Origin of the sequence: Sphingobacterium mizutaii, from assembly GCF_900187125.1 — a bacterium.
Taxonomy (GTDB): domain Bacteria; phylum Bacteroidota; class Bacteroidia; order Sphingobacteriales; family Sphingobacteriaceae; genus Sphingobacterium; species Sphingobacterium mizutaii.
The window spans coordinates 4,239,879-4,266,841 of the sequence record NZ_LT906468.1 but is presented as its reverse complement, the minus strand read 5'-3'; the positions used below and the strand labels follow the sequence as shown (position 1 = coordinate 4,266,841).

General features: G+C 44.8%; 20 protein-coding genes. 17 read left to right on the top strand and 3 right to left on the bottom strand.

Annotation, left to right across the window (positions count from 1 at the left end; genetic code table 11):
• Window positions 1-88: 88 nt before the first annotated feature.
• Together CKW03_RS18415 and CKW03_RS18410 are read right to left on the bottom strand one after the other, a co-directional pair.
• Window positions 89-466, bottom strand: coding sequence for a response regulator (locus tag CKW03_RS18415; RefSeq protein WP_093099342.1), 378 nt, complete (start codon window positions 464-466; stop codon window positions 89-91).
• Entirely contained in the window at window positions 435-2,945 is a 2,511-nt protein-coding gene (locus CKW03_RS18410) for a PAS domain-containing protein (protein ID WP_093099341.1), read from the bottom strand. Before CKW03_RS18410 ends, CKW03_RS18415 begins: the two co-directional genes overlap by 32 nt.
• A 240-nt stretch (window positions 2,946-3,185) precedes the next feature.
• Between CKW03_RS18410 and CKW03_RS18405 the strand changes: the two genes are divergently transcribed.
• From CKW03_RS18405 to CKW03_RS18390, 4 genes are all read left to right on the top strand, one after another.
• A complete protein-coding gene (locus CKW03_RS18405; protein ID WP_093099339.1) occupies window positions 3,186-3,623 on the top strand; it encodes a hypothetical protein in 438 nt (145 codons plus the stop codon).
• A gap of 106 nt (window positions 3,624-3,729) precedes the next feature.
• Entirely contained in the window at window positions 3,730-4,578 is an 849-nt protein-coding gene (locus tag CKW03_RS18400) for a 4-hydroxy-3-methylbut-2-enyl diphosphate reductase (RefSeq protein ID WP_093099338.1), read from the top strand.
• Window positions 4,579-4,671: 93 nt separating this feature from the next.
• On the top strand, window positions 4,672-5,706 hold the full coding sequence (hemH, locus tag CKW03_RS18395) for a ferrochelatase (RefSeq protein ID WP_093099336.1): 1,035 nt from the start codon (window positions 4,672-4,674) through the stop codon (window positions 5,704-5,706).
• 1 nt (window position 5,707) lies between these two features.
• Window positions 5,708-6,964, top strand: coding sequence for a metallophosphoesterase (locus CKW03_RS18390; protein ID WP_093099334.1), 1,257 nt, complete (start codon window positions 5,708-5,710; stop codon window positions 6,962-6,964).
• A 12-nt stretch (window positions 6,965-6,976) separates the two neighbouring features.
• Here the strand turns inward: CKW03_RS18390 and CKW03_RS18385 are convergent, their stop codons facing one another.
• A complete protein-coding gene (locus CKW03_RS18385) occupies window positions 6,977-7,666 on the bottom strand; it encodes a FadR/GntR family transcriptional regulator (protein WP_236736533.1) in 690 nt (229 codons plus the stop codon).
• A gap of 146 nt (window positions 7,667-7,812) precedes the next feature.
• On the opposite strand from CKW03_RS18385, the gene CKW03_RS18380 reads away from it, so the two are divergent.
• From CKW03_RS18380 to galK, 13 genes are all read left to right on the top strand, one after another.
• Window positions 7,813-11,100, top strand: coding sequence for a SusC/RagA family TonB-linked outer membrane protein (locus CKW03_RS18380; protein ID WP_093099331.1), 3,288 nt, complete (start codon window positions 7,813-7,815; stop codon window positions 11,098-11,100).
• A gap of 10 nt (window positions 11,101-11,110) precedes the next feature.
• Window positions 11,111-12,682 carry a RagB/SusD family nutrient uptake outer membrane protein gene (locus CKW03_RS18375; RefSeq protein ID WP_093099330.1) on the top strand — a complete coding sequence of 524 codons (1,572 nt, stop codon included), beginning with the start codon at window positions 11,111-11,113 and terminating at the stop codon, window positions 12,680-12,682.
• A gap of 66 nt (window positions 12,683-12,748) precedes the next feature.
• A complete protein-coding gene (locus tag CKW03_RS18370) occupies window positions 12,749-13,672 on the top strand; it encodes a dihydrodipicolinate synthase family protein (protein WP_093099328.1) in 924 nt (307 codons plus the stop codon).
• A gap of 23 nt (window positions 13,673-13,695) precedes the next feature.
• Window positions 13,696-14,793 (top strand): hypothetical protein, encoded by a 1,098-nt coding sequence (locus CKW03_RS18365; RefSeq protein ID WP_139185486.1) that lies wholly within the window; start codon window positions 13,696-13,698, stop codon window positions 14,791-14,793.
• 4 nt (window positions 14,794-14,797) lie between these two features.
• Window positions 14,798-16,024 carry an MFS transporter gene (locus CKW03_RS18360; RefSeq protein WP_093099325.1) on the top strand — a complete coding sequence of 409 codons (1,227 nt, stop codon included), beginning with the start codon at window positions 14,798-14,800 and terminating at the stop codon, window positions 16,022-16,024.
• Window positions 16,008-18,086 carry a GDSL-type esterase/lipase family protein gene (locus CKW03_RS18355; protein WP_093099324.1) on the top strand — a complete coding sequence of 693 codons (2,079 nt, stop codon included), beginning with the start codon at window positions 16,008-16,010 and terminating at the stop codon, window positions 18,084-18,086. Before CKW03_RS18360 ends, CKW03_RS18355 begins: the two co-directional genes overlap by 17 nt.
• A gap of 6 nt (window positions 18,087-18,092) precedes the next feature.
• Window positions 18,093-19,286: an AGE family epimerase/isomerase gene (locus CKW03_RS18350; RefSeq protein ID WP_093099322.1), complete on the top strand. Its 1,194-nt coding sequence runs from the start codon at window positions 18,093-18,095 to the stop codon at window positions 19,284-19,286.
• On the top strand, window positions 19,279-21,222 hold the full coding sequence (locus tag CKW03_RS18345; RefSeq protein ID WP_093099321.1) for a family 20 glycosylhydrolase: 1,944 nt from the start codon (window positions 19,279-19,281) through the stop codon (window positions 21,220-21,222). Before CKW03_RS18350 ends, CKW03_RS18345 begins: the two co-directional genes overlap by 8 nt.
• A gap of 19 nt (window positions 21,223-21,241) precedes the next feature.
• Entirely contained in the window at window positions 21,242-22,399 is a 1,158-nt protein-coding gene (locus CKW03_RS18340) for a sialidase family protein (protein ID WP_093099319.1), read from the top strand.
• Window positions 22,400-22,516: 117 nt separating this feature from the next.
• Entirely contained in the window at window positions 22,517-23,623 is a 1,107-nt protein-coding gene (locus tag CKW03_RS18335; RefSeq protein ID WP_236736532.1) for a family 43 glycosylhydrolase, read from the top strand.
• A 9-nt stretch (window positions 23,624-23,632) separates the two neighbouring features.
• The gene (locus tag CKW03_RS18330) at window positions 23,633-24,712 is read left to right on the top strand and encodes a glycoside hydrolase family 43 protein (protein ID WP_093099318.1); all 1,080 of its coding nucleotides are present in this window, start codon (window positions 23,633-23,635) and stop codon (window positions 24,710-24,712) included.
• A gap of 40 nt (window positions 24,713-24,752) precedes the next feature.
• The gene (locus CKW03_RS18325) at window positions 24,753-25,805 is read left to right on the top strand and encodes a UDP-glucose--hexose-1-phosphate uridylyltransferase (protein WP_093099316.1); all 1,053 of its coding nucleotides are present in this window, start codon (window positions 24,753-24,755) and stop codon (window positions 25,803-25,805) included.
• Complete coding sequence (gene galK / locus CKW03_RS18320) at window positions 25,802-26,959, top strand: galactokinase (RefSeq protein WP_093099315.1); 1,158 nt, start codon at window positions 25,802-25,804, stop codon at window positions 26,957-26,959. Before CKW03_RS18325 ends, galK begins: the two co-directional genes overlap by 4 nt.
• Window positions 26,960-26,963 lie beyond the last annotated feature (4 nt).

Genomic DNA, 26,963 nt, shown 5'->3' with positions numbered 1-26,963 from the left:
TAACTAGCCCTCTGTTCCGGGACTTTCTAGAACAGGCCCGCGGAGGTGTGTGCAGGTATCGATTCCCGAACCCGATTGCCCATGGATATCACAGTCTTGACCTCAGGGCAAGGAGCCCTGCCCTGCTCAGGGGCTTGGCCAGGTAGGAGACCACGAGCTCATCGCTTGAGGACCTCTCTATGTCCCTAGAGTCAACAGATGAGGTAAGGATGTGGATGGACAGGTCGAGGCTTCCCCCTTGGGACCTTATGGCATCCAAGAACTCCCAACCGTTCATCACTGGCATGTTTATGTCCAAAAAGACCAGGTATGGGCGGTCAGGCTCCTCTTTGATGAGCTCAAGGGCCAATTGGCCGTTCTCCACGGTAAGTATCCTGTTCTCCGGGAAAACGCTTGAAATGATCGTCCTGTGAATGAAATTGATGACGGGGTCGTCATCGATCAAGAGTATCGTCCTTTGTTCCATTTTCTATTGAGTTTGCCTTTTCTGTCATTGTTCTGATTATCATGTCCAGTTCCTCGGCCGATCCCCGGATGAGCTCCATGATTCTTACCGCTTGGAGGCCACCGCCCTCATGGTGAATCGATATGTCCGCAAGTCCCATCAACCTGGTAAGTGGAGCCCTGAGCAGGTGCGATTGAGACCATGCAATGTCCCTTAGGATTCTGTTCTGTTCCTCGATCATCTCAACGTGCCGCCGGGAAATGGTCACGTCCAGTGCTGCCCCGACCAACTGGACTGCATTGCCCTCCGGGTCTCGCAGGACGTGGCACCTGTCCTGGTAGTGGTGGACCGAGCCATCTGCTGCGACTGTTCGGTATTCGGCACACCATGCATTCTGTTCCTTGTCGGCAATCACCTTCCATAGCGAATCCCAGACCCTTTCCCTGTCGCTGGGGGAAATGGTGGTGAACCAAGAATTGTCTATGGAGAACTCTTCGGGACTATCTTGTTCGATGGGCCGCAGTCCCCCTCCCCCTCGGGTATGGGTTTTCCCTTGCACGTCTACGTGCCAGATCATCTCGTTGCTCGCCAGCATGGCAAGCCGGAAGATCTCGTTGCTCATGGATAGCCTTTCCTCGTACGATTTCCTTTCGGTAATGTCCTGGATGGTACCCTCTAGCTTCTGGGGCGTGCCGTCCTCTGAGGTGACCATCCTTACCTCCTGCCTTACCCATTTGATCCTTCCCTCGGGAGTAACTATCCTGTGTTCAAATCCCTTGGCGGCATTTGGTTCCAGAAGGAGCGCAGGGTCCTTCTCTATCAGGTGGCGGTCATCGGGAAAGAAGGTGTTTCTTAGGTTCTCCATGGTGGGTACGAATGTGCCGGGGGCGCGCTCATAGATACTGTAGGTCTCCTCGCTCCAATTCGAGATCTGGGAGTCGACCGGCCGGAACCAATAGCCCAGCTTAGCTATCTTCTGGGCATTTTGGAGCTTCTTGAGGGCCCCATGGAGTTCCTGCTCTGCTCTGTCCTGATCGGTAACGTCCTTTCCTACGGCGACGATCCGCATGGACTCTCGCGAGATGGCAGCAGACCAGAGCAACGTGCGCAAATGGCCCTCAGCGGTGGCGACCCTGCAGCGGTATGGACCGGTGCTCCATCCGTTGACCATGGAAATGAAATCCCTCTTTGCTCGCATGATGTCCTCGGGGTGCACAAATTGAAGGACGGTGCTGCCAGTGGAAATTGCCCCATCGGTCGTTACCAGTGCGGAAAAGGCGCTGTTGCACATCTCTATTTGGCCGTCCCGACCGATGATACAGTGCGGGTCGGGGGATATGTCGAAGAGCATCCGGTATTCGCTCTCCTTCAATTTATGGGCAATCGGTTCAGCAATCCGGGTAGCTGCCCTTTCCAAGAAAGGTCCAGTGGCCTCCAGCCTTTCCAGCGGTCCGGTTGAGTAGCATATCAGGCATCCCAGGAACTTTCCCTCGGCTAGGATCGGGACCCCAAAGGCAGTCTGGTTTCCCGGAGGGGCGTATCGCGCGGTGACAGGCCCCATTTCCATCCAAACCCTTCCGGGCATGCCCTCCCCCTTCCTGCAACTGAAGCTCGGTGAAAACCCCTCTAACAGGTACTGACCATCCCGCTTGCTTGCCCTGCCCCTCAGGCCAAGGGAGGAAGGATCCGAGGACACGATCCAGATCTCTGCCGTTCTGACCTCCTGCAGTCCAAGAATGGCCTGGATGGCCTTATCGACGAGTGTCTCTAACGATGTAGCTTCGGTGATCCCCCTCTCGATCCGCTCGAGGGCCTGTTCGTGCAGCTGGCGTTCGGTCTTTTCGGTCACGTCCCAGAGCACGACCTTGACGGCCTTTCCCTTTCCAGTCGAAACAACAGAAAGGTCGCATGCCATCCACCTCCGCTCACCGTCCTCACGGATGAGTGCATAGGTCCCCGATGGGAACGATCCCCCTTGCATGAGACTTTCAAGGAGCCCTGAGAAGAGCCTTCTTTCCTCCGGATGTAAAAAATCGAGGAGTTTACGGCCCAATAGCTCCCCCGGGGCACATCCCAACAACCTGCAGTGGTCGAGGTCCGCGAACATGAATTTTCCTGCACCGTCGAGCAACGAATGGGCGCCAAGGTCCTTGTTCTGGTCTATAAGTGGACGAGGGTCCTGTTCGACCTCTACTGCGGCTACCAGAATTGCCGCCCTGCCAGCATATGTGACCGGGGCAGTGTTGAGCCTAAGATAGAAGGTCCCCCCATCCCGGTTTCGGTGCCTTTGGACAATCCCTTCGGCAATTCCGGTGCTATGATCCTTTATCTCGGTGTCCGGATCCGCAAGGACGTCCTTCAGGGCCATGCCCGTGAGCTGATTGAGGGAAAACCCATAGAGCCCCTGGGCCTCCCTGTTTGCTGCAAGGAAACAATGGTCTGCTCTGTCTAATATCCACATGGGGATAGGGGAAAGGTCAAAGAGATCGTCACGTTCCATTGGTTTGTCAAATTAGGTGTCTGGCAATTTAGTCTCTTCCATAGTGCGATCTGCCCCATGGAGGATACGAATTTACGTTTTTTTTCCGAGCCCAGTGCCAGCCGACCTGCATTTTCTCGAACTTGACGGAAGAGGTAATTGCAGGTCGGCACTGCGGTATTTCTACTCTAAATGTGGCCCATATGAACAAATGTGCAAATTAAATGTTTATTCCTTGACAGAAACTGTACTTTTAAAGTCATGCCAGAACTCGAAAAAAGGTTGAAACTTCTGGTCCAGGCCATCTCAGCGAACGCGACCAGGCTAGAGGGTTATAGATGGGCCTCTGAGCACGCAGTCAGCAAGGGACATGTTGGACTTAGGAAGGTCTTTTTGGACAAAATGCAAAAATCGATTGATTTCAGGCTCCAGTTCAATGCCCTTGCCATGGCGTTGGGCTCACTTGAGGAAGTTTGCGCGCCTGGGGAGGGAGAGATGGCAAGAAAGTTCTTTGCGATGGGGAGCAATGTTGGAAAGGAGGACATAAACGATGTTCTCCTGCACTGTAGGAGGATTGAGCGGGGTTTCACCGAATCCTACCTCTCCATTATGGCCCAGAGCCATGGGTTCTTCCCGGCGCTTGTGGAGGTTCTACATGAACAGCTCATCGTGCAACAGGCTCAGGACCAGAAGCTCTAGCTGGACTTTTATTGGGCCCCATGGCCAGCCCGAATAGCTTGCTGAGGCTATGTAAAATCTGCCGCCAATCACAAGGAGTGTTAACAAAATTACTTAACTTTGTACCATGTCAAAGAACCTGCAAGTAACTATAGACAAGGACTCGGGCTTTTGTTTCGGGGTCGTCTATGCGATTGATATGGCAGAAGAGATCCTGGACAGGGATGGCTATCTGTATTGTCTCGGGGACATCGTCCACAATGACGAGGAGGTCGCCAGGCTCAAAGCCAAGGGCTTGCGCATTATTTCGCATGGTGAACTGCAAGGCCTAAAGAACGAGAAGGTGCTGATCCGTGCACATGGGGAAGCTCCGGAAACCTACAGGACGGCCCTGGAGAACAGTATCACCCTTATCGATGCCTCTTGCCCTGTTGTGCTGAAGTTGCAGAACCGTATCAAGACTTCACACGATGAAAACGAGAAGATCTTGATCTTCGGGAAGCATGGACATGCCGAGGTCATCGGTCTGCAGGGACAGACCAACAATGAGGCCCTCGTTTTCCAGGATATAGATGAGCTTGATGGAGCGGACCTGCCAGCTCAATTCACCCTTTACAGCCAGACCACAAAGAGCGTCGATCGTTTCTATGCGATCAAGGAAGAGCTTATCAACAGGGGGTATGAGGTAAAGGCCAATGACACCATCTGTAGGCAGGTTTCCAACAGGTATGAAGATCTGGGGACATTCGCCGCGCAGTTTGAAAAGGTCATATTTGTTTCTGGAAAGAAATCCTCGAACGGTAAGGTCCTATTTGATGTCTGTAAAAAGGTCAACCCGAATACCTACTTTATATCCGGCCCCGAGGAATTGGATGCCCGCACATTTGCGGACAATGAGACTATCGGGATCTGCGGGGCCACATCTACCCCGATGTGGCTGATGAGGAAGGTAAAGGAAACCCTTGAATCCTATTAATCGTCATTTCAATTTAAAATTCATTGATGCTGGCCGTTGAAATCTACCATTGCGCCTGTTTTGCTATAAATATTGCCTAATTTTGTGTTCAGAATGAGTAAAAAAGCTAAAAAGGGTGTATTGTTGGTCCAGTTGGGTACCCCCAATTCACCGACTACCGGCGAAGTAAAGAAATACCTGACAGAGTTCTTAATGGACCCACGCGTGATGGACATCCCTTTTGTTTCAAGGACCTTGTTGGTCAAGGGAATCATCGTTCCTAAAAGGGCTTCAAAATCCGCTCATACCTATTCAACCATCTGGAGTGAGGAAACCGGGTCCCCGTTAATGTACTACAGTGTTTTGCAGCAACAGATGTTGCAGCAGGAACTAGGTGAAGAATACCATGTGGAATTGGCCATGCGATACCAGGAACCTTCGATTCCCAATGCATTGAAAAACTTGGAAAGCATGTTCCTGGATTCCATTATCGTCATCCCGCTTTTTCCACAATATGCCTCGGCAACGACCGGTTCGGTCATCGACCGTGTCATGGAACTGATGCGCGGCTGGCAATACTTTCCCAAGGTAAGTTTCGTCAGCAGTTATTGCGACAACCCTTTAATGGTCGAGGTCATCGCAGATAATGCCCATAAACATGACCTGAGCGAATATGACCATTTCCTGTTCAGTTACCATGGGCTGCCCGTTCGACAGTTGGGAAAGGTTGACCCAAAGGGAGAATTGGAGTGTCCTGATTTTGGGTGCGATTCTTGCAAGAGAGAAATGAAATCCTTTTGCTATCTGTCACAATGCTATGCAACCACGCGCGCTATCGTAGAAAAGTTGAACATACCTGAGGAGAAATATACGGTCTGTTTCCAGTCACGATTGGGAAAAACCCCATGGATCCAGCCATATACCTCAGACACACTGCATGATTTAGCAAAACAAGGGAAGAAAAAGCTCTTGGTGTTCAGTCCTGCATTCGTAGCCGATTGCATCGAAACTTTGGATGAGATACAGGTTGAATACGCTAATGAATTTAAGGAAATGGGCGGAGAGGAGGTCCATATGGTGGAAAGCCTGAACGGTAGCCCGAAATGGATCGAAGCCCTGAAACGAATGGTGTTGGAAAACGGGAATTAAGATGTTAAAATTAAATGCAGTAATATTATTCTTACTAGACTTCTATATATTTTTTGCGCTTAGGGCGACGAATATCAGATTTGTCAAGACGAGATGGTTCACCATCCTATGGTGGGGCTATTCACTGTCTTTGCTGGTAGGATTATTTATTTCATTCCAATATAGCATTCCGCTTTCGGTTCGTTCCATTATCCTGGTGGCCTTTTTCCTGACTGCGGTCAGCAAGTTTGTCTATGCCATCGTCTTGATCGTCGATGATCTGCGAAGAGGGGGGATTTGGGTTGGACGTCTGTTCTCCAGGGGCAAGGGCAAGGACCTGGAAGAGAGATTGGAGACTTTGGAAGAACCTTTGCCAGAAGTCCCTAAAAAGGGTATTTCCCGTTCTGACTTCCTGTTGAAATCAGGGATAATAGTTGCTGCCCTTCCAATGGTCCCATTGGCTTGGGGCGTAATTTCCACAGCTTATGATTATCGGGTGAGACGCCAGAAATTGGTGCTTCCGAACTTACCGAAGGAATTCCATGGAATGACCATCGGGCAGATCTCAGATGTTCACTCCGGTTCATTTTATAATAAAAAAGCCGTCATGGGCGGAGTAGAGCTCCTGCTGGCACAAAAGCCCGATGTTATCTTCTTTACCGGTGATCTGGTGAACAATGTTGCCTCGGAGATGCGTGATTATCAAGATATCTTTGCCCATGTCAAAGCGGATCTAGGGGTGTATTCTACCTTGGGCAACCATGATTATGGCGATTATTACTTTGGTCCGGGCGACTCGCCAGCCAAACGTAAAAACCTGCAGGATTTGATCGAAACCCATAAGATTATGGGTTGGGACCTTTTGATGGACGAGAACCGGACCTTGAAAGTAGGCAATGGGGAAATCTCCATTGTCGGGGTACAGAACTGGGGAACTGGCCGTTTCCCTAAAAAAGGAGACCTTCCTAAAGCACTATTGGGAACAGAAGAAAAAGCTGTTAAATTATTATTGTCGCATGATCCATCCCATTGGCGCGCACAGGTACTGGAAACCGATGTGGACGTCATGTTTGCAGGTCATACCCATGGAATGCAATTCGGAGTCCGAGGGGAAAACTTCCAATGGAGCCCAGCCAAATATATCTATAAGGAATGGGCAGGTCTCTATAAACAGGGAACCTCCCAACTTTATGTCAATACAGGTTATGGTTTTTTGGGCTATCCTGGTAGGGTCGGTATTGCACCAGAGATCACCATTTTTGAACTGGTTAAAGGTTAATTACACCTTTTCTCAACCAAGGATCCTTGCAAAATGATTGTTCAGGTGTTTTCTGATAGCATCTCGATAAGCTTCAGCGTCCCTTAATTTCAATACCTGGACCAGCTCTTTGTGCGAAATAAAATCACCTTTCATGATGTCCTTTTCCAATAATCCACTTTGATGTACATATTGGAAAATAGGGAAGAGCATCTCCTGCAGTTCCAACAGTATCTTGTTTTTGGAGATCTTATATAGCTTCCCATGGAAACGGATCTCATCCTCTACATGCCAAGGATTTGCGGTATCCCCGGAAACAATCTCGCTTGCTATCTTTTCAAGTTCTACAATATCCTCATCCGTTATATTGTTGACAATAAAATCAGCCATTCCCACTTCCAGCGCCAATCTCATTTCAAACATTTCCTTCAAGGTCTCATTATCTAAAATAGAAGGGTGGAATACCTTTCTCAATGAACCCAAGACATCGGGATTCCTAAGCACGGCACCTTTATGCTTGATGGATTCTATCAGACCAATGGTCTTTAACCTGAGTAAGGCCTCGCGGACAACGGTCCTGCTCACACCTAGGCTATCTGCTAAATCCAATTCTTTTGGAAGTACGTCCCCTACGCCCATGTTCCGTTCCTGGATGAACTGTATGATCCTTGCTTCTGCCCGGTCCACCAAACTCGAGGTGTCTATTGTTCCAAGTTTTTCCATATTTCTATCTGGTCCCATTTTCACAATATCGTCATAATGGCCACGGTACAATAATATTAAAAAAAAAATTGGAAGTAAAACATTATGTATTACATTTGGTAATTATTATGTTATACATAATCCAATTTTTTTTAAATCATTAAATTATGACAAACCTTTTTTACCATTCATTGCGGGGGAGCCTGTTGCTTGCGATTCTGTGCTGCATCCATTTTGCCGCATTTTCGCAGACCGCTTTAAAGGGAACGGTTACAGATCCTTTGGGGAATCCATTGGAGGGGGTGACCGTTTCAAACCAGACACAAGGGCATGTTACAAAGACCGATGAACAGGGAGGATTTAGCGTACAGGCTAAAGTGTCGGATGTAATTTCATTTTCTTCAATCGGATATCAATCACACAAGCTCACCTTAGAGAACCTGGCTTCAGTAAGGATTTCCCTTGATCCTTCTGGGGAAGACTTAGAGGAAGTCGTGGTATTGGGATACGGTAGTATCAAGAAATCGAACCTGACGGGATCTGTGTCCAGATTGGACAAACGCGTCTTAGAGACTGGGGTCCGTTCAAACCCTGCATCCGCATTGGCTGGAACAATTCCCGGCTTGAGGGTTCAACAGACTTCCGGTCGTCCGGGTTCTGTTCCGAACATTGTATTGCGCGGTGGAACTACCTACGGCGGCGGCGGATCGCCATTGGTGATCGTGGATGGATTGATCCGTTCAGGATTCTCGGATATCAACCAAGACGATATCGAGTCCATCGATGTATTAAAGGATGCTTCTGCCACGGCTATCTATGGCGCTAGGGCATCTAACGGGGTAGTCTTGATTACCACAAAACGCGGTAAAGATGGCGTGTCCAATATTTCGCTGAAATCTAAGATCGGTGTCAATTCCTTGAATATTCCGTTTGAGTTCCTGGATGCCGAGGACTATTTGTACTGGTCTAGAAAAGGGGTGCAGACCTCTGGGATGTACCAACCAAACCAGTTGAACCAATTGACCTCTGTGGGTCCTTTTGGAACCGGCAACAAATACAAGGATGACCAGGGAAATATATTGGATGGGAACAAAGTGAGCAATGCCGTCTGGAGCACCATGTTCTTGGATGATTCCAATAGGGAATTGTTGGAACAAGGCTACCAAACCATGATCGACCCTGTAACGGGAAAAGAATTGATCTACAAGGATTTCGATTATACCGATTATGCCTTGCGCAAAAATGCCCTGACCCAAGACTATAACCTTGCGGTACAAGGAGGTAATGATAAGAGTAAATACTATGCAAGTTTGGGTAAATACTATGAACAAGGGGTGCCAATTGGAACCAATTACGATCGTTTGACCTTTATCCTAAATGGAGATTACAAGATCAAGCCTTGGATTACCTCCAATTCAGGATTGAACTTTGCGAATACGAAATGGAGAGATGCCATCAATGGGGAGGGCAATTATATGACCCGTGCTTTGGGTGCTCCTCCAACCATGCGAGGCTATAACGCAAATGGAGACCTATTGGTAGGACGTGACTGGCAAGATGGTAACCCCGCGGTAAACAATGACCGTTTTATCCGCAATAACCAAAACCAGAAATTTACGATGTCCCAAGCTTTTGTAATTGATCTATATGAAGGATTGAGCTTGAGAACAAGTGGAAACTGGTTTATCAACCAAACCAATAATGAGTCCTTCAACAGAGATTATTTGGCCAGCCCGGGAAACTGGGTAAGGACTCGTAACTCATCGGCAAGCTATGATAAGACCTTGAACCAAACCTATAATGCGGTTTTAAACTATAAAAACACTTTTGGCGAGAAACATAATTTTGATGCGATGGCAGGATGGGAGTTCTTTGATTCCTACAATACTGGATTTTCAGCCTCGGGTTCAGGCGCGCCATCGGATGACTTCATGGATCTCGGCTTGACCAGTACCGAGGCAAACCGCCGAGGTATCGATTCTTACCATGTTCGCAATAGGATCACTTCATTTTTCGGACGTTTGAACTATGATTATGATGAGCGCTATCTAATGACCCTGACCTTGCGTCGCGATGGGTATTCAAACCTTTTGAATAATCGTTGGGGAACTTTCCCAGGGGTATCCTTGGGTTGGAACCTACATAATGAAGACTTCTTCGCCAATATTATGGGCGCTGACCAGGTGATCAACACCTTAAAATTAAGGGCTAGTTATGGTGCGAACGGAAATATCGGAAGCATAGGTGCATATACTTTGCAAGGGACCTATGGAACTTCAAAATATGATGGTAATGTAGGCTATGGCATGACCAGCTTAAGTATTCCAAACCTGAAATGGGAAAGTTTGATTACCAAAGAGGTGGGATTAGAAACTAGATTGTTAAATAGATTAGACCTTTCGGTATCCTATTATCATAGAACAACTTCGGATAAAATCGCAACTCTACTATTGCCAGCATCAGCAGGTTTTACTTCAATTACAACCAATAATGGCGACATGCAAAACCAAGGGGTAGAGATTGACCTGAATTACCAAGCAGTCCGTGCGAATGACTTTACCCTGAGCTTCAATTGGAATACGGCATACAACGAGAACAAGATCTTAAAGCTGCCATATAACGGTGTTGAAAACAACCGCCAGAATGGTTTCCAAGTATATAATCCGAGTACCATGGAACTAAAATGGGTTGGCGGTTTGCAAGAAGGACAGGATCCAAACGTGGCTTATGCATACGAAGCATTAGGTATCATCCGTAACCAACAGGACTTGGATAATTATGCCCTGCAGTTAAAGGATTTGATCGGCGCGAGAACCTTGGTGCATCCAGATGTATTCAATGCGATGACCGCTTCAGAGAAATCCCTGCATTATCCATTGGCTTTGGGGGACGTGATGTGGAGAGATGTCAATAAAGATGGCATCATCAATTCCTACGATAGGGTTTACATGGGGAATACCGTTCCGCGTTGGACCGGAGGATTTGGCCTTTACTCCACCTACAAAGATTTCTCCTTGAGTGCTAGGTTCGACTATGCATTGGGATATGTTGCCTATGATGGACCTAGAGCTTGGTTTTTGGGAATGATGCAGGGAACGTTCAATACCACAACTGAAGTATTGGATACCTATACGCCTGAGAACACGAATGCAAAATACCCAACCTATTACTGGGCAGATCAATTGTTTAAGAACAATACCAGCCGCGAAAGCAGCATGTTCTATAACAAGGGTAATTATTTGGCATTCCGTGAGATCTCCTTGGCGTATCGCTTACCAAGGTCTTTCGCCAACAAGATCAAGATGGAAGATTTAAGCGTTTCAGTAACCGGGCAGAACCTCCAATACTGGACAGCCAATACCCTGTTTTCTGCAGAAAGCGGATCCATAGGACAGGGCGGGGGTGGTTACCCATTGCCAAGAACGGTCATATTCGGTCTTCAATTAACCTTTTAAACCTTAAATCATGAAAAAGATATTTATAGCCTTAGCGATAGCGGCAACGAGCATAACATTTTCATCTTGTAGCAAGATGGATTTAGAATTAACCCCAGAAGATTATTTTGCAAGTGGATCGTTCTGGAAAACACCGGACCAGGTGAAAGGAGCAATGGTCGGGATCCACAGCCAATTAAGGAATGCCCAGCAAACTCTATGGAATTTCGGTGAATTGAGAGGTGGGACTTTAAGGGACGGAACCAGTTTTACCGGAACCGCATCCTTGAATTCGAGTTCCATTATCATCCAAGATATCCGTGAGAGCAGTCCCGGCTTTAGCAGTTGGGCGAACCTGTACGGGCAGATCTTTCAGATCAATAACTTTATTTTCCAGGTGGAATCGGCTACCTACCTGTCGGCATCGGAGAAGGGATATTATTTAGGTCAGGCCTATGGGTTGAGAGCCTATTATTATTTCAACCTTTTCAGGACTTGGGGAAGGGTCCCTTTGGTGGCTGAGGCCAAGGTAGCCAATCAAACACCTAGTTCAGCTGAAGAACTGTACACTGCCCGCAGTAAAACGGAAAAAGAGACTTTGGACTTTATAAAAGCAGATGTTGAAAAATCAGTTTCTAGTTTCAACAACGACTATAATATCCTGAGCCAAAAAGCGCAATGGTCATTAGCAGCGACACAGATGTTGAAAACGGAGGTGTACCTATGGTCGGCAAAGGTGAAGATCGATGGGGCCGTTCCTGCAAGTACAGCGCAGGATCTGCAGACTGCCAAGGCCGCTGTAGAGAGCATTATCCCAAAGTTCACATTGGTCAATGACTATGCGAATGTCTTTGCTACGGCAAGTTCGGCTACAAATAAAGGAAATTCAGAAACCATTTTTGCCTTGAGGTACCAATATGGTGAAGCGACCAACTTCTTCAATAACTTCCTGTATGCGCAGAGTGATGATATTTCAGGCTATGTTGATGATAAAGGGGAGCCAATTCCGGCAGATCCTTTGAAGATTTCCAATACTGGTATTATCCGATATGAATATAAATATGGCTTGTACCAATTGTATGATGCTGCAGATAGCAGAGCCAATGCCACTTTCTTAAACTTCAACAAGGGCGATGTGCATGCTGTGGTGCTACGTAAATTCTTAGGGACCATTGTAGAAGGTGTAAGGAATTATTCAGATGACTATCCGATCTATCGCTTAGCTGATGCATATCTGTTATTGGCAGAGATCAAGAATAAGTTAGGTCAAGACCCGAGCAATGAAATCATGTTGGTGAGGAACAGGGCCTATAAAGGTTCGGCACCGCAATTTGTAAGGGGAGGGTTTGAAGCCAATGAACTTGCCATTTTCTATGAAAGGACCAAGGAGTTTGTCTCGGAAGGCAAGCGTTGGTTTGATCTGCGCCGCATGCAAGATGCTTCAGGAAACCCACTGGTTTTCCGCAAGGACCTGAACATGGTCGGGGTATTGGACAACAATGAATCCCAAAAACATAAAATCCTTTGGCCTATTGACCTTGGAACCCTATCAGCGGATCCAAAGTTAAATGGAGACCAAAATCCTGGATATTCAGGAACTTAATGTTAAATTTAATATAAGCCTGTCCTGCCCAGCAGGATAGGTTATCTAGTTTTTAATAATTTGTATATGCTAACAAACAAAATTGAAGGATTAATTGCTGCTCCATTTACGGCATTTGATCCAAATGGTGAACTGAACCTGGATCTGATCCCTGCTTATTATCGGTCACTTAAAAAGAATAATGTAAAAGGAGCTTTTATATGTGGCTCGACAGGAGAAGGGGTATCGTTGACTTTTGATGAGAAAGTGCAAGTATTGAAGGCTTGGGCAGCGTTGACCAAGGCGGACCCAGATTTCGCCCTGATGATGTTTTTAGGCGGTACGAATGTGAAGGAATGTAAACAATTGGCAGCGATCTCCGAACAAGAAGGAGCAGATGCCATATCCTTTACTTCCCCTTATTATTTCAAACCTGCAAATGTGCAGCAATTGGCGAAATGCTGTCAGGAAATAGCTGCCTCGGCGCCAAATACTGCATTTTACTATTACCATATCCCTGTGCTTACCGGTGGAAACTACAGTATGATCGATCTATTGGGCGCCGTGGATAATGTGATCCCAACCTTCAGAGGCATCAAATATACGCATGAAGATTTTATGGATTTCTTGTCCTGTTTGAATCATAAAAACGGGAAGTACGATATGCTTTGGGGACGTGATGAAAACATGCTGTCCTCCTTGGTATTAGGAACAAAGGGCGCAGTAGGCAGTACCTATAATTATGCGGCTCCATTATACAATGATCTAATGGCAGCTTATGTGCAGGGCAATTTTGAGGAAGCCAATAAATTGCAGCAGAAATCCATTGATATGATCCGTCTGTTAGGTAAATATGGTGGTATTGCAACCGGAAAAGCTTACATGAAATTAGTGGACCTGGATTGTGGCGAATTCCGATTGCCGATAGCCAATATGTCAAAAGAGAATTTCGAACTGTTCAAGGCTGATGTTGCGGCATTGGGCTTTGACTCCTTTAAGTCAATCAATTAATGCGGATTAAGGCAATTTTATCTATGGCGGTTTTAGTGGTTGGTTGTTCTGGTTCGCAGAGCAAGTCTGGATTAGTATGGGAAGAAGCAATTCATTTGCCTGCGGTTTCTGGAAAAAAAAATATAGGTGTCGCAGGGCCAATAGCCGGTATCATTCAGGACAAACTGATTGTAGCCGCTGGTGCTAATTTCCCGGATGGATTGCCTTGGGATGGAGGAAAGAAAGTTTACCAATCTCAGGGATATATCTATTCCATTTCAGGGTCAGGCTTAAAGCTGGATAACATAATTAACCTTGAAGACGGGATTGCCTATACTGCCAATCTCAGTCTTTCAAACTCCATCTATATCGCTGGCGGAGAAAATGAAAACGGTCCAATTGATCAGGTTGCCAAATATGAACTGTCCGAAAGGGGTAAACTGGAGAAGGAAATCCTAAAACCCTTGCCAGTAGCTTTGACCAATGCCGGCTTAGCAGCGGGGACCAATGAAATCTTCTTTATCGGCGGTGAAAATGCAGAATCGGTCTCTGATCAGGTTTATTCCCTGAAATTGGATGATTCAACGGCAAATTGGATGGAATATTTGAAACTGCCCTATCCAGTGAGCCATGCTGTTGTGCTTGGCAATGGCAAGGACAAAATCTATGTCATTGGGGGAAGGAAGAAAAATCCAAATGCCATCAGTGATATCTATGATTGGCTGTTGGAATTGGACCTAAATACCAAAAGTATCCGTGAGCTTACTAAGCTCCCTAAGGCTTTGGCTGCAGGGACCGGAATCTATAAAGATGGGAAAATCTATGTTTTTGGAGGGGATGATGGGAGCACGTTTTCAAAGGTTGAGGAGGCTATAGCCAATATAGCCAAGGAAAATGATCCTCTGAAAAATGATGAGTTGACCCAAGCAAAGAATAAGCTTCAGGAAGGACATCCCGGATTCTCAAGAGAGAATTGGGTCTATGAGCTGAAGACAGGTTCTTGGTCACAATTGGAAGGAATGGAAACAGAGAGTCCAGTGACCACAAGCGCAGTTATAAAAGAAAATCTATTTTTTATTCCAACAGGGGAGGTTCGAGCGGGGGTTCGTACCGATCGGATCCTGGTTGGACAGATAAAATAAACCTATGAAAAACAGTAAAAGATATCCTTGGATCGTTGTAGGCTTGTTATGGTTTGTGGCACTCCTGAATTATATGGACCGCCAGATCTTATCAACCATGCGACCTGCAATGGCCATCGATATTTTGGAATTGGAAAGTGCTGCGGTATTTGGTAACCTGATGGCCGTATTTCTTTGGATATATGGTTTTATGAGTCCAGTAGCAGGAATTGTTGCCGATAAGTGGAACCGGAAATGGTTGATCGTAGGGAGTTTGTTTGTATGGTCGGCAGTTACCCTAGCGATGGGCTATGCCGATACTTATGAGCAACTGTATGCCTTACGGGCGATCATGGGCGTCAGTGAAGCCTTGTACATTCCGGCAGGACTTTCATTGATTGCGGATTACCATTCGGACAGATCAAGGTCCCTAGCCGTTGGGATCCACATGACCGGTTTTTATTTTGGACAGGCCTTGGGCGGTTTTGGTGCCACCGTTGCTGCATCCTATTCCTGGCATTATACCTTTATCCTGTTTGGATTGATAGGAATCATCTATTCCGTCGTCCTTATTCTATTTTTACATGAAACTGATCATCGATCTGATGCCAAGAAGCTAGTGGAAAACAAGGTTCCTTTGTTGAAAGGGCTTTCCATCTTGTTCTCCAATATTGCTTTCTGGGTCATCCTATTATATTTTGCTGTTCCAAGTTTGCCTGGCTGGGCAACCAAGAACTGGCTACCTACCTTATTCTCGGAAAACCTGCATATCCCTATGGAAAAAGCAGGTCCATTGGCAACCATTACCATAGCCCTGTCCTCATTCTTTGGAGTAATCCTAGGAGGGATTATTTCCGATAAATGGATACAAAAGAATGTGCGCGGAAGGATCTATACCAGTGCCATAGGATTGGCATTGACCATTCCGGCAGTTATATTGATCGGATATGGGCACAGTGTCTTTGCGATCGTTGCTGCAGGACTGATGTTCGGCTTCGGTTTTGGGATGTTTGATGCCAATAATATGCCGATCCTTTGTCAGTTTGTGTCTTCAAAATACAGGGCAACGGCCTATGGGATCATGAATATGGTCGGTGTATTTGCAGGTGCTTATATCACGAAGATTCTTGGAGCCTCTGCAGATGAGGGACAACTTGGAAGTGATTTTGCTTTATTGGCGGGAATTGTGTTGATCGTTTTGATCATTCAATTGGCCGTACTAAAACCGAAGGGAAATGAGGCTATCGATTAAATTACTTTTCTTGTTCATTCTATCGTTCAACTTTCTTTTTGCCCAACAAAAGAAGAGGGTGGCCTGTATTGGTGATTCAGTGACCAAAGGATCCAATTTAGCCAAAGGGAAAACCTATCCGGATCAATTGCAGCAATTACTGGGCGATGGCTATGAAGTAGGCAATTTTGGGAGAAATGGTGCAACGCTACTGGAAAAAGGGCATAATCCTTATCTGAAATCAGAGGAACTGGAGGCTGCGCTAGCCTTTAAACCTGATTTGGTTGTCATTAATTTAGGCTTGAATGATACAGATCCAAGAAATTGGCCTAATTACCAAATGGACTTTCAAAAAGATTATAATAAACTGATCTCTCTTTTTAAAAACGGAAATCCGAAGGTGGAAGTCTATGTATGTGAAAATACGCCAATTTTTAGTGGACATCCTCGATTCCTTTCGGGAACTCGAGATTGGTACTGGGATATCAAGGGAGAAATAGGCGCCGTAGCGGTGAGACATTACCACAAGCTCGTGGATCTCTATCCGCCCTTAGCTTTTCGTATCGATCTATTTGATGATTATCTACACCCTTCTGAACAAGGAGCCGAAATTATTGCAAAGACCATTTTCGACAGAATAGTTCCCGTTAGGCAAAAGCTTTCCGTAAATGAAAGTATAGGATCGCATATGGTATTGCAACGGGATCAAACTAATCGAATAAAAGGCAAAGCGAATGCTAGACAGGCTGTAGTTATTGAAATGGATGGAGGAACTTACTTATCCATTGCTGAAGTCAGTGGGGAGTGGGGAATTGATATACCTACCATGCCTGCGGGTGGACCATATAGGATGAAAATCTATACGGATCAGGATACGATAATTTTAGAAGATATATTGTTTGGGGATGTGTTCTTGGCATCAGGGCAGTCCAATATGGCTTTTCCGTTAAAGGATGCCAATGGATCAAAGGAATTGATCAAGGAGGCTTTCAAACACAATGGTATTCGGATTTTTAAGAACAAGGTCCTTAAGGAAACGAATAATGAAGAGTGGGATGAAGCTACTTTAAAGAAAGTAAATGACCTGGAATACTTTTCTGGGAAATGGGAGAAGTTAACAGCAGAAAATGCCGCCAACTTTTCAGCGATTGCCTACAGTTTTGCAGAAGCATTGGAACAAGAAACGAAGGTTCCGATCGGCATTATTGAACTTGCCGTGGGCGGTTCGAATACCGAGTCTTGGATTCCGAGAAGAAGCTTGGAGGAAGATCCGCTTTTGGCGACTTATATCCACGGGTGGCGAAAATCTGATTTCATCCAGGATTTCTGTAAGAACAGAGCGAAGGTTAACCTGAAGAAATCCATGGTCAAGAACCAAAGACATCCCTATGAACCGGCCTATAATTTTGAAGCTGGGTATAATAAGTGGAATGATGCCTCATTAAAGGGGATTCTATGGTATCAGGGGGAAAGTAATGCACATAACGTTGAACTGCACGAACACTTATTCAAGACATTAATAGCTTCTTGGAGAGAGAATTATAAGCCTTTTTTGGGTAAAAGGGAAAGGTTGCCATTTTATACGGTTCAGCTTTCCAGTTTAGATCGGCCCTCCTTGCCAAAATTCAGGGATAGCCAAAGAAAGCTCAGCAATGAATTGAAGGATGTCTATATGGCTGTCAGTTCTGATCTTGGTGATTCCTTGGATGTACATCCAAGGGAGAAGTTAATCATCGGGAAGCGATTGGCAAACCTGGTCTTGAAGCATGAATTTGGGAAAGATAATAATGCAGACAGTCCCCAACCTATATATTCTTATGAAAATGAAGATATACATGAAATAAGGTTCAGTCATGCCAAGCAATTAAGTGCAATGGGATCAAAAGAAGTTACAGGTTTTCAGGCTAAGGATGAAGACGGAAATTTGGTCGATCTCAAGGTCGTGGAAATAAAAGGGAATTCGGTTTTCCTGGAAAATCCCAGGGGTTTAATGGAGATATATTATGGATACAAGCCTTTTTCAAGGGCAAATTTAGTGAATGAGGAGGGAGTGCCTGTTTCCACATTTTCGATCAAAAGATAAAAAAGTATGTACAATAACGAAGAGCTAACTGCACTAGCAGATTTTTATAATGATCAATTGGTCAATGATACGGTTCCTTTTTGGTTTCCGCGGTCATTTGATCATGAGTATGGCGGGTACCTATTGATGCGAGACCAAGATGGTTCATTGATTGATACCGATAAGGCCGTTTGGATTCAAGGTCGTGCTTGTTGGTTGCTTTCTACCCTTTATAATACGGTGGAACCAAGGGAAGAATGGTTGGAAGGTGCGCGTTTGGGCTATGAATTCTTGAAAAACAAATGCTTTGATGCAGAAGGAAAAATGTATTTCCATGTGGATCAGGAAGGCAATCCAATCCGTATGCGCCGTTATTTTTTCTCTGAGACTTTTGCCGTGATTGCCAGTGCTGCTTATGCTAAGGCTTCAGGTGATCAGGAAGCTGCTCAGTTAGCCCGTGATCTGTTTGGGATTTGTTTGGAGTATGCCAATGGTGAACGGAGAATGGAACCAAAGTTTGAGGAAACCCGGCCAAGCCGCGGGATAGGTATTCCGATGATCATGTGCAATACCGCGCAGCAATTAAGGGAGACCATTGGGGATCCTCGCTGTGATGATGCGATTGCAAATTGGATCCAAGAGATAGAACATTATTTTGTGAAAGATGATATCCGCTGTGTGATGGAGCAAGTAGCTCCTGATGGCAGCATCATCGATCATATCGATGGACGGACGCTTAATCCGGGCCATGCTATTGAGGGTGCTTGGTTTATCCTACATGAAGCTGTCCATAGAAATATGGATGAGAAATTGATCAACCTAGGGTTGCGGATGCTGGACTATATGTGGGAAAGAGGTTGGGACAGGGAGTTTGGCGGTATTCTGTATTTTAGGGATGTCTACAACAAGCCTGTCCAAGAGTATTGGCAGGACATGAAATTTTGGTGGCCACAGAATGAAGCCATCATAGCTACCTTATTGGCTTATCTGATAACCAAGGATGAGAAGTATGCTACCATGCATAAGCAGATCCATGAATATGCCTATACCCATTTCCATGATAAGGAAAATGGGGAATGGTTTGGTTATCTACATCAAGATGGAGGAATAGCCCAAACTGCAAAAGGGAACCTATTTAAGGGGCCTTTCCATCTGCCGAGGCAAGAATGGTACTGTTGGTCCATTATCAATCAATTTAAGAACAAGGATAACTATGAATAGGATAGCCCATTATATTTTATTGTTATTCGGTCTGTTTGCTGTAAATAACTTGAACGCTCAGGAAGCTTTGATTCCAATGCCTCAAGAGATACAATGGTCTGAAAATAAACTGGACCTGTCCAAAGGGGTGCATCTTGAAATTGGCACATCCATTGAAAAGAATGAGGTCAAGCTGTTAAAAGATATATTAGAAGGACATAACATCCAGATCCTGAAGAATAAAAAAAGACCTGCTATTTCCTTGAAAGTCGTTTCAAGCCTAGAAGGAATTGATTCTGATGAAGGATATGAATTGAACATCGATATAAAAGGTATCCATATTCAAGCCTTAGCAAGTAAAGGGATTTTCTATGCTCTTCAGACCTTGGCGCAAATGGAATTTCATGAGAAGCAAGTAACTCTAGTGAACATAAAGGACCAGCCTGCTTATTCCTTTAGGGGATTCTTGTTGGATGTGGGAAGGAACTATCAGCCTATGTCCATGGTGAAAGAGCAGATCGATGTTATGGCTAAGTATAAGCTCAATGTTCTGCATTTCCATTTCACGGAGGATATTGCTTGGCGATTGGAAAGTAAAAAATATCCTGGTCTAACCGCTGCGGAGAACATGACCCGTTGGGCAGGGAAATATTATACGGTAGCAGAGTTTCAGGAGTTGATCGACTATTGTAGGGATAGGCATATTTTATTCCTGCCAGAGATTGATATGCCAGGGCATTCTGCTGCTTTTGAACGATTCTTTAAGGTCAATATGCAGAGTGAAGAAGGCATTGTGTACATCAAGGAATTGCTCAAGGAGTTTGCTGAAACCTTTCCTAAGCTCAAGCAAATGCATATAGGTGGGGATGAGGTGAAGATCAGTAATAAGAAGTTCATGCCGGAAATCACGAAATATGTGGAATCCTTGGGTTTCAAGACCTATGGTTGGGATCCGGGAAGTAATTTGGAATCATCTACGCTCCGTCAAATGTGGATGGGTGGTCCCAAAGCCATTGATCCAAATACTAAATTCCAGTATTTGGACTCCAAGCATCTTTATATCAACCACATGGATCCTTTGGAGACAGTGACCACCTTGTTTTTCAGAAGGTTTGCTGAGCAGGAAAAGGAAAGTCAACAGCTCCCTGGTGCCATCCTATGTTCTTGGCCGGACCGTGCCGTTGAAAAGCCTGAGGATATGTTCCTGCAGAGTGCGGTTTATCCAGGGATGATAACCTTTGCGGAAAGAATATGGCGAGGAGGCGGTGAATTAGGTTGGAAGGCCTTTCTTCCAAAAAGAAAAACAGAAGCTTTCCATGAATTTGCAGCATTTGAGAAAAGACTCTTGTCGCATAAATCAAAATATTTCGCCAACCTTCCATTTCCATATCAGAGGCAGACTGAAATGTCCTGGGATATGATCGGTCCTTATGATAATGCAGGCGATTTAACGAAGGAGTTTCCTATTGAAAAAGATCCTTTTAGCGATCAATTCGCCGTTTATAAGAATCAAGTCGGCGGGACCATTGTCTTGAGACATTGGTGGGCTGATATTATTCCGGGGGTGATAGATTCGCCTAAGCCTAATAGTACCTTTTATGCGAGATCTAGGGTCTGGAGTGAAAAGGCAGAAGAAAAGCCATTTTGGATAGGTTTTGCGAACCTGTCCCGTTCTTATGCCAGTGATTCACCAGCTGAAGGGACTTGGGATGATCTGCACAGCCAGGTTTTCGTCAATGGCGTGAAGATCCCTGCTCCGAAATGGAAACATCCGGGACAGAAAGGTGGTCTGGAATTGCCGTTGAGCGATGAAGGTTATTCTTTTAGGGAGCCAAGCATGATCCAGCTGAAAGAAGGCTGGAACGATATATTGATCAAATTGCCAGTCGGAGATTTTAAGGGGAAAGATTGGCAGAATCCAACGAAATGGATGTTTACATTTATCCCTTATCATTAGAAATCAATACACACTATATATGAAAAAACTATTTTTATCAGTATTTGCCGCATGCTTAATATCAGCTGTTTCCGCTCAGGAAACGGTGGTTTTCCGTTCAGGGGAGGATGGCTATGCCAGCTATAGGATTCCTGCCATTATCAAAAATAAGAATGGAGACCTGATCGCTTTCTCCGAGGGCCGTGTGGACCATGCCGGGGATTATGGCAACGTAGATATCGTCTATAAGATCAGTCAGGACCAAGGTAAGACTTGGGGGAAACTGAATGTTGCTGCGGATTATGATAAGCTTCAAGCTGGGAATGTTGCTCCAGTTGTTGATTTAACCGATCCGGCTTATCCATCAGGAAGGATTTTCCTCTTTTATAATACGGGGAATAACCATGAAGGTGAAGTGAGAAAAGGGAAGGGCTTGCGCGAGGTATGGTACATCACATCAACAGATGGAGCCAAGACATGGTCCGAACCGGTGAACATCACGAGCCAAACGCATAGACCAAATCAGCCACAGGTTAATGCTGCTTATACCTTTACAGAAGATTGGAGAACCTATGCGAATACTCCTGGACATGGATTCCAGTTTGTTTCAGGGCCGAACAAAGGAAGGATTTACATTGCTGCCAACCATAGTGCTGGAGATCCAAGTGCGCAGGGTAAGGACTGGAATGCACATGCTTTCTATTCGGATGACCATGGAAAGACCTTTAAGTTGAGCCAGAATGTGCCTTATCCAGGTACTAATGAGTCTACTGCTGCACAGATTGGAGAAAATGAGGTATACATGAGCTCAAGGAACCAACAGTTGAATCCAAAGCAACGTGTCATTTCTGTTTCCAATGATGGTGGTGAAAGCTGGCAGAGTTCTGCTCCAGATCCTAACCTTCCGGATCCAATCAACCAAGGGTCAGTATTGTCCTGGAAGAAAGGAAAGAATTTTGTGCTGGCCCATATCAATGCAGCGGATGAAAAGAATAGGGATAACCTGACTTTGAGACTTTCCAAGGACAAAGGCAAGACCTGGTATTTCACTAAACTGATCGCCAAAGCTCCAGAAGGGTATAAAGGTGCCTATTCGGCCTATTCGGATATCGTTCTGATGAAGCCTAAGCTTGTCGGTATTTTGTATGAAAAAGATAATTACAAAGACATTGTCTTCCTCACGGAAAAGATCAAATAAAGGAAAACCCTAAGCCAAAAAAGCTTAGGGTTTTCTTTTTTATTCCCATGATTCTCAGAAAATTCCTGTAAATTGAACTTTATCTACTTGTTTAACCTGTTTAAACTCAATCAAATTATGTTTCTGAAAGGTGTGGTCTATATAAAAACATTTATCGGTGTTCCTTCGGTGCGCAATTCAATGCTCGTGTCTATTTTGTTGTTGTCGGCTTCTGTTCTTGATTCCTGTGCGAGGAAAAATGCTGCAGTTACAAGCCCAATAAATGGTACCTATCAGAATCCTGTATTTGAACCGGTGCTCGCTGATCCCACGGTTATTCAAGATCCGAAAACAAAACTATTCTATGCCTATGGAACTCAAGATAATTGGGATGATGGGAAAGGATCTCGCCTTGTGCCGATTCTGGAGTCCAAGGATATGGTCAACTGGTCTTATGTTGGTCCTGCTTTTGAATCCAAACCTAATTGGAAAGAGGCTGGTGGTATTTGGGCGCCAGACATTAACCTTGTCAATGGAAAGTATTACCTCTATTATTCCTTCTCTACTTGGGGAGATAAGAATCCAGGTCTTGGATTGGCGATTTCGGACTCCCCTAAAGGACCTTTTATGGATCAGGGGAAATTGCTTGATTCCAAATCTGCCAATGTGCCAAATTCCATTGATCCCTTTTTTATGGAAGATAAGGGCAAGAAATATATTTTCTGGGGTAGTTTCTCCGATAGCCCTGAACAAGGGACATTTGCCTTGGAACTGACAGCTGATGGGAAAAAGATCTTGAATGGGCAGAAGCATAAAATAGCTGCCGGAGACTATGAAGCGGTGACCATCTTTAAGAAAAACGGTTATTTCTATTTCTTGGGTTCTAAAGGAAGTTGTTGCGAGGGCGCAAATAGCAAATACCATGTGCTGACTGCACGATCGAAGAATCTATTGGGACCCTATCTGGATAAAGATGGACGGGATATCAAGGAAAGAAATCATGGAAGTTTGATCCTAGAAGGATCAGAGTCTATTGTTGGACCGGGTCATACTTCAGGGGTCATCAAAGACTCCAAAGGGAAGGATTGGATTTTCTACCATGCCATCGATAAAAACAATGGAAAGCTAGGGAATGGAACGAGCAGAAGGATGTTAATGCTAGATCCGCTGAATTGGAAAGACGGCTGGCCAGTAATCGGGACAGGGAAGCCAGAAAGAAATAAAACTCAGAAACCTATTATTTAATACTCAGAGATGAACATACGATTTTTGCTATTAGGATTGTCATTCTTGTTCTGTTTGCTTGGCAAGGCACAGGAATTACCAGGAAATCCGCTGTCAGTTGCTTTAGGGGATCCTTATATCATATATGATGATCAGAGCGATCTTTATTATTTATATGGAACTGGGGGTACAAAGAATGGTTTTGTGGTCTATTCTTCCAAAGATTTGAAAGATTGGAAAAATGAAGGCGTAATCTACAATAACCAACAAGAGAAATCTTGGGGGACCAAGGATTTTTGGGCTCCTGAGGTCTATAAATGGGACGATAAGTTTTATTTGTTCTATAGCGCCCATTGGAAGGAAAACCCAAACAATGAACTGGAAAACTATAAGATTGGGGTTGCGGTTTCGGATAAACCAACGGGTCCATTTGTAGATATTGAATCTCATCCGCTATTTGATCCCGGATATCCCATTATTGATGCCAATGTCTATGTCGCTGAAGATGGTAAAAAATACCTCTATTATTCCAGATGTTGTTACAAACATCCTGTGGAGTCCGAAATTGCTGATTGGGCAAAAAAGAATGGCATTTATGATGAAATTGAGGAGAGTTGGGTGTATGGTATTGAGTTGAAACCGGATCTAAGTGGGGTGATTGGAAAGCCCAGGCTTTTGCTGAGACCTCCAATGAAAATAAACGATAAACAAGCGGAATGGGAAAGCCGTTCTGTCAATAATAAGGAAATCAACCGACGTTGGACGGAAGGTTCCTATCTGTTCAAGCATAATGGTCTTTTTTATATGATGTATTCTGCGAATCATTATGCAGGGCCATATTATGCGGTGGGTTACGCAATATCGGAAAGTCCTCTGGGTCCTTTTGTTAAATCGGAGTTCAATCCGGTATTGGAAAAGAATACTGAAAAAGGGGGCGATGTTACAGGAACGGGGCATAATTCGGTATTTGTTGGTAAGGATGGCAAAATGTACTGTGTGTACCATGGGAGGACCACAAAAACAGGGAATGACCGGGTCGTTTTCATTGATCCAATAGAAATAGATTCCAAGGGTGTGTTAAAAGTACACGGACCCACTACAATTAATTGATGGAATTTGTATCTTAGGAAAACTAATTTAAGCGCAACCTATGCCTAATTTTGCTATAAATGATGTTCCACACAGGCGTTTGAACCTGTTGACAGGCGAAAGTATCCTTGTTTCTCCCCATCGCAGTAAGCGACCTTGGCAGGGACAAGTAGAAGATTTGCCTGCTGACAATAGGCCTGAATATGACCCAACGTGTTACCTCTGCCCCAGAAATCCAAGAGCCGATGGAAGTGTCAATCCCGATTACAAAGAGAGCTTTGTATTTGTGAATGACTTTTCCGCCCTGTTGAAAGATTCAGAGGAAGGGGAAATGAACGAGGCAGGTCTTTTGGTAGCAGAAACAGAAAGAGGGATCTGTAAAGTAATTGCCTTTACTCCTCGGCATGATCTGACCTTACCTGAAATGGACATCCCTGCAATCAGGAAGGTTGTGGATGTTTGGCAAAGTGAATTTTCTTCTTTAGCAGAGAATGATTGGATAAAATATATACAGATCTTTGAAAACAAAGGCTCCATCATGGGTTGCAGCAATCCTCATCCGCATGGACAGATCTGGGCAGAGAGCAAACTCCCAATGGAGATCCAAAAGGAGGAAAAGCAGCAGAAAGAATACTTTGAAAAAAATGGACATTCATTGCTTTCGGATTATTTAGCCTTAGAGCTCAAGAAAAAAGAAAGAATAATCGTAGATAATGAACATTTTGTCGCCTTGGTGCCATTCTGGGCAGGATGGCCTTTTGAAACCTTGGTCATCAGCAAAAGACAGGTAAAGGACATCAGGGAATTTACCGATGCTGAAAAAACCGACCTCGCCAAGACCTTACAAGAACTGACCATCCGTTACGATAATATCTTTTCTACTTCTTTTCCCTATTCTGCAGGAATGCATCAGGCCCCTGTAAATAGTGGAAATCAAGACTTTTGGCATTGGCACATGCATTTTTATCCACCCTTGCTGCGTTCAGCAACAGTGAAGAAATTCATGGTCGGATATGAAATGTTGGCTAATCCGCAACGTGATATTACAGCTGAAAAAGCTGCGGAAATAATCAGAAATCAACCCACAGTACATTATAAATCAAATACCAAATGATTGAAAGAGACCAAATTAGTGCTAGGTTCAAGGAATTGTATGGAACAGAGCCTACATTAGTTTCGAAATCCCCGGGAAGGATCAATATCATCGGGGAACATACCGATTACAACGAAGGGTTCGTCCTTCCAACTGCTATTGACAAGGCTGTTTATGTAGCGCTTTCAAAGCGGACGGATTCGGAAATACACCTATATGCCGAAGACTTTAAAGAGCCTTATTCAGTTGACTTAAAAGAGGTGGCTCCTTCGGATAAAGGTTGGCCTAACTATATTCTAGGGGTAGTCAACCAATTAAAAAATAGAGGATTGGAACTTTCGGGTTTTAATCTTTACATCGATGGGGATATCCCGGTTGGAGCCGGATTATCTTCTTCAGCGGCCGTTGAATGTGCTACTGGATATGGGCTGAACGAGTTGTTCGGTCTGGGACTGGACAAAGTCGAAATCGCAAAGATCGGTCAACTTGCTGAACATACCTATGCAGGTGTGAAATGTGGGATCATGGACCAATTTGCTTCTGTTTTGAGCAAAGCAAAGCATGTTGTCCGCTTAGACTGTCGGGATCTCAGCTATACCTATGTTCCTTTGGAATTAGGAGAGTATGAGATCGTATTGTTAAATACCAATGTTAAGCATTCCTTGGCGTCTTCTGCATATAATGATAGAAGGTATGCCTGTGAGCATGCTGTTTCCTTGATCCAAAAGAAACATGCCGAGGTAAAGAGCTTAAGAGATGTTGATATAATTATGTTGGATGAATTGGTCAGGCCGTTTGATGAGGATAGTTATATCAAGGCTAGGTTTGTTGTGGAAGAAAACGAGAGGCTAGCGAAAGCCTGTGATGCCATGGAAAGTGGCGATATCGTAGAAATGGGAAGGCAGATGTTCCGAGCACACGAAGGCTTGAGCAATGAATATGATGTGAGTTGTCAGGAATTGGACTTTCTTGTAGAAAAAGCGAAGCACTTTCCTGAAGTGCTGGGAGCGAGGATGATGGGTGGAGGATTTGGTGGTTGCACGATCAATATTGTCAAAAAAGGCTTTGGTCAGCAGCTTGTGGAAGCGCTTGCCCCAGCCTATAAAAATGAGTTTAACCTTGAGCTGACACCTATTTTCGTGAAAACTGATAATGGCTCAGAATTAGTATATTAGAATC